We start from the raw sequence: 4482 nt of genomic DNA, 5'->3' as shown, positions 1-4482 counted from the left end.
GACAAAGACCCGCGCAAACGCTGCCGCCGCTGCTGCGCCGCACCTTTTGCTGAACGCCGTGCGCGACGCCACCAGCGCCGCCAACCCCTACGCCGCGCTGGTGGTGCCGCCCCTGGCCCGGGCCGCGGGCGTGGCCCACACCACCCCCCGCCTCGTGTACGTGCGCCCCGACGAGGCCGGGCTGGGCGAAAGCTCGGCCCGCTTCCGGGGCCAGCTGGCGCTGCTCGAAGCCAGGGCGGGCGGCCAGAAGGCCGACGTGCTCAACACCGCCGAAATGCTGGCCCGGTGCGCCGCCGCGCCCACCGCCACCGCCGACGGGCCGGCCTTTTTGCGGGCCCGCCTGCTCGACGTGTGGCTCGGCGACTGGGACCGCCACGAGAAGCAGTGGAACTGGGCGGCGCGGCCCGCGCCCGGGGCGGCACCCGCTTCGAGCCCCTGCCCAAGGACCGCGACCAGGTGTTTTTTCGGTTCGACGACGGGGCCTTGCCCTGGGCCGTGAGCCGGCTGGTGCCCAAGTTTCAGACTTTTGGGGCCCACTACGGCAGCGTGCCCGGCCTGGTGCGCCAGGGCCGCTTCCTCGACCACCGCGTGCTGGCCCCGGCCACCGCCGCCGATTTTGCCCGCGCCGCCGCCGCCCTGCAAGCGGCCCTGCCCGACTCGCTGCTCGAACGCGCCCTGCACCGCCTGCCACCCGCCGTGTTTGCCCTGGAGGGGCCCCGCACGCTGGCCGCGTTGCAGGCCCGCCGCGCGGCCTGCCCGCGCCGCGGCCACGTATTACCGCACCCTGGCCCGCCGCCCGGCCGTGGACGGCACCGCCCAGGCCGAGCGCTTTGTGGTGCGCCGCTACCCCGATTCGGTGGCCGTGGCCGTGTACGCGGCCGGGGCCCCAGGGGGCCCGCCACGCTTCCAGCGCACATTTTTGCCCACCGAAACGCGCCTGCTGACCCTGCGCGGCCGGGGCGGGACCGACGTGTTTGAGGTGCGCACGGCGCCCGGCCGGGTGGCCCGCCTGCGGCTGGTCATCGTGCCGGGCCCGGGGCCCGCCCGGCTGGCCGCCGAAGGGCCCCGGCGGCGGCTGACGTACCACGGAGCTGCCGCCCACGGCCGCACGCCCGCGCTGCCCTAACATTCTGTCAACAATCTGTCACCACCTGCGTTTACGTTTTTTTTCGTTGCCGTGCCGCTTTCCGCTTTGCCCACCGCTTGTTTGCTTTTTTGCCGCGCCGCGCCGCCGGGCAAGCACTCCGCCAATGGTGGGGCCCCCTGTGCCTGTTGGCCGCCGCGGGCTGCGCGCAGAAAGATTATTTCCAGCCCGATGCCCGCTTGCCCACCACCCAGCGGAGCCGCCGCTGATGCCGCCGCCGGGCCCGGCGCGCTACACGGCCGGGCGACAGTACGCGCGGACCAGCGCGCTGCACCGGGTATTTTTTGGGAAGCACTACCGCAGCACCTGGGCCGCGCCCGTACCCGCGCCGGCGTTCGACGCAGCTACCGCTATGGCCAGCGGAGCCCTGCGGCTGGGCAAGCTCGGTGGGGGCTTCAACAGCACCAGCCTAGGCCTGGCGGCCGCCGACGGCCGCCCCTACGTGCTGCGCACCGTGGACAAGGACCCGCAACGGGCCCTGCCCGGGTGGCTAAAAAGCTCGCCCGCGGCCTGGTACCTGCGCGACAATGTATCGGCTACCCACCCCTACAGCGCGCTGGTGGTGCCGCCCCTGGCGCAGGCCGTGGGCGTGCCCCACACCAACCCGCGCCTGTTTTACGTGCGGCCCAACAACCCCGACCTGGCCGGCGATTCGCTCGCCAAGCTGCGCGGCCAGCTCGTCTGGCTGGAAGAGAAATTCAGCGGCGACGCCCGGCCCACCGATGCCGTGCCCGGCGCGACCGAGCTGATGAGCAGCGCGGCCTTCTACAAGCGCTTGTTTGCCGACCCGCACCACCGGCCCGCCCCCGCCGCGCTGCTGCGCGCCCGCCTGCTCGATGCCTGGCTGGGCGACTGGGACCGCCACGCCGGGCAATGGACCTGGGCCCAGGTGCCCGCGCCCGGGGCCCCCAACGGCCGCTTCCGGTACCAACCGGTGCCCAAAGACCGCGACATGGTATTTTACCGCGCCGCCGATGGTGTGTTTCCCTGGCTCTTCACGCGGCGCTTCGCCCTGCGAAAATGGAACACGTTTCGGCCCGCCTACCACGACCTGGGGGGCCTCATGCAGCAGGGCCGCTACCTGGATGAACACGGCCTTATCTCCCTTAGCAACAGACAGTTCCAGGCGGCCGCCGTGGCCATGCAGGGCCAGCTGACCGACGCCGCCATCGACTCGGCGCTGCACCGGCTGCCACCCGCGGCCTACGCCCTGGAGGGCCCCTACCTGGCCGAAGCCCTGCGACAGCGGCGCGCCAACTTGCCCCGCGTGGCGGCCGTGCTCTACCGCCGCCTCAGCCGCCGGCCCACGGTGGGCGGCACGGCCCAGGCCGAGCATTTTGTGGTGCGCCGCTTCGCCGATTCGGTCGCCGTGGCCGTGTACGCCCCCGCCCTGGGCCCCGATTCGCTGCTGCTGGCCCGCACGTTTTTTCGGCGCGAAACCAAGGTCATTACCCTCGAAGGCCTGGAGGGCGCCGACGTGTTCGAGGTAGCCGAAGTAGGGCCCCGGGCGGCCGGGGCCCCCGCCTGGCCATCTACGGCAACCCGGGGGCCCGCCGGCCCGCCCCCGCCCGGGGGCTGCGCTACTTCACCGAGCCCCGCCGCAGCGCCCACGCCTACACCCGCCCAGCGGAGGAGTAGGGCATGTTGAAATAATCAAAATTTAGATAAACAACCTACACTTATGACCACTAATTACGCCGTGGCCGCCAGCATCTTCAGCACCAGGCGCTCGGTGGGCGAAAGCGGATCGTGGGGAGCGGGCGTGGCGTCGTGGTCGCGCAGGTACTCGATGAGCTCGCCCGATTTGAAAAGCGTGACTACTTGCGGGTGGATGTAGTATTTCGAGCACACGGTGGGCGTGTTGCCCAGGCCGCTGGCCACGTCCTTCACGGCCTTGCGGATGACCTTTTCGGGGGCCAGGTCGGGCTCCTCATTTAGCACGCTTTCGAGGCATTCCACCATTTTCACGGTGCCGCCCCAGGTGCGGAAGTCCTTGGCCGACAGGGCCAGGCCGGTGTGCTCGTGCAGGTAGCCGTTCACGTCGCCCGATTCCAGGGCGTGGCGGTGGCCGTCGGCGGTGTAGTACTGGAACAGGTGCTGGCCGGGGATTTCCTGGCACTTGCGCACGAGGCGGGCCAGGCGGCGGTCGCGCAGCGTCACGTCGTGGGCCACGCCCTTTTTGCCCACGAAGGCAAAGCGCACGGCGTCGCCCTTAAACGTCACGTGCTCGTCGTGCAGCGTGGTGAGGCCGTAGCTCTTGTTCTTCTTCGCGTACTCCTGGTTGCCCACCCGGATAAATGACTGGTCCATGAGCGAAATCACCAGGGCCACCACTTGCTCGCGGCTGAGCGCGGGGCGGGCCAAGTCGTGCTTGAGCTGCTGGCGCAGGGCGGGCAGCTTTTCGCCAAAGGCGTGCAGGCGCGAGAACTTGGTGAGGCTGCGGATTTCGTCCCAGGCCGGGTGGTAGCGGTACTGCTTGCGGCCCACGGCGTCGTAGCCCGTTACCTGCAAGTGGGCCCGGGCATCCTGGGCCACCCACACCTCCTTCCAGGCCGGCGGGATGACGAAGCCGGCGATGCGCTCAAGCACCGCCGCATCGGTCACTTTGTGGCCCTGGGCGTCGTAGTAGCCGAATTTGCCTCCGCGGCTGGCCTTGCGGGTGTAGCCGGGGGCCGCGTCGGTGGCGTAGTGCAACCCAGCCTGGGCGGCCTGCTGGGCGGGGTCTTTGTAGAGCTCGTGGGCGGTGGGCACGAGGTGCTTCTTGCGGGTTTTGGGGCGGGCGGTGGGCGCAGCGGCGGCGGGCATGGGGCGGGAAAGTGGATGGGGCCCTGGTGTACGCAAAAACCCGCTCCAGGATGAGCAAACCGCGTTTATCTCTGCAAATCAAGGCCCTCAATGCGTACAGCCGCGCTTATCGCACGGCGCCGGCGCTCCTCACCCTTTTCCGCCGGGCTACAGGCACTCGCCCGCCGGGCGCAGGCGGTGGTAGTAGTGAGTGGTGGCGTGCGTGGGCGCCGACAGGAACTGATGCCGCAGGTAGTCGCCCCGCACCAGCAGCCACGAGGCCGTGGGCCGGCCGTACTGGGTGCGCCGCGCCGGGTACTCCCGCAGCTCCAGCCGGGTGAGCTGCCCCCCTTCGTAGCGCTCGGCCAGCACCCGGCGACCAGTGGCGTCGAAGTACGAAATTTTCTGGAGCTCGCCCCCGCGTTTTTTGTGTTTCACCACCTCCACCTTTACCGGTGCGTGGGAGCAGGAAGAGGCTGGTGCCGCCGCCCGGCGGCCCGTACCATACTCATTTATAGGTGGCTAGCGCCTCGCAAAAAATCACCTGAACAAGA

General features: G+C 70.3%; 5 protein-coding genes and 1 pseudogene. 4 read left to right on the top strand and 2 right to left on the bottom strand.

Annotation, left to right across the window (positions count from 1 at the left end; genetic code table 11):
* The 4 genes and pseudogenes from BEN49_RS27915 to BEN49_RS11665 all read left to right on the top strand — a co-directional run.
* Positions 1-499: pseudogene (locus BEN49_RS27915) on the top strand (hypothetical protein); the annotation flags it as partial.
* Between the two features lie 201 nt (positions 500-700).
* Positions 701-1126, top strand: coding sequence for a hypothetical protein (locus BEN49_RS11670; protein WP_125916785.1), 426 nt, complete (start codon positions 701-703; stop codon positions 1124-1126).
* Between the two features lie 77 nt (positions 1127-1203).
* Positions 1204-1353, top strand: a complete 150-nt coding sequence (locus tag BEN49_RS27910; protein WP_158022866.1) for a hypothetical protein — start codon at positions 1204-1206, stop codon at positions 1351-1353.
* Positions 1353-2792, top strand: coding sequence for a hypothetical protein (locus BEN49_RS11665; protein ID WP_070743595.1), 1440 nt, complete (start codon positions 1353-1355; stop codon positions 2790-2792). The genes BEN49_RS27910 and BEN49_RS11665 overlap by 1 nt, the downstream gene beginning before the upstream one ends.
* Before the next feature lie 44 nt (positions 2793-2836).
* On the opposite strand, the gene BEN49_RS11660 is transcribed toward BEN49_RS11665, so the two are convergent.
* Together BEN49_RS11660 and BEN49_RS11655 are read right to left on the bottom strand one after the other, a co-directional pair.
* The gene (locus BEN49_RS11660; RefSeq protein WP_083326016.1) at positions 2837-3949 is read right to left on the bottom strand and encodes a DNA topoisomerase IB; all 1113 of its coding nucleotides are present in this window, start codon (positions 3947-3949) and stop codon (positions 2837-2839) included.
* Positions 3950-4096: 147 nt separating this feature from the next.
* A complete protein-coding gene (locus BEN49_RS11655; RefSeq protein WP_125916783.1) occupies positions 4097-4366 on the bottom strand; it encodes a hypothetical protein in 270 nt (89 codons plus the stop codon).
* Positions 4367-4482: the final 116 nt, after the last annotated feature.

The organism is Hymenobacter coccineus, from assembly GCF_001816125.1.
GTDB classification, from domain to species: Bacteria; Bacteroidota; Bacteroidia; order Cytophagales; family Hymenobacteraceae; genus Hymenobacter; species Hymenobacter coccineus.
The sequence above is the reverse complement of the archived record's forward strand: the minus strand, read 5'-3'. Positions and strand labels throughout refer to the sequence as shown.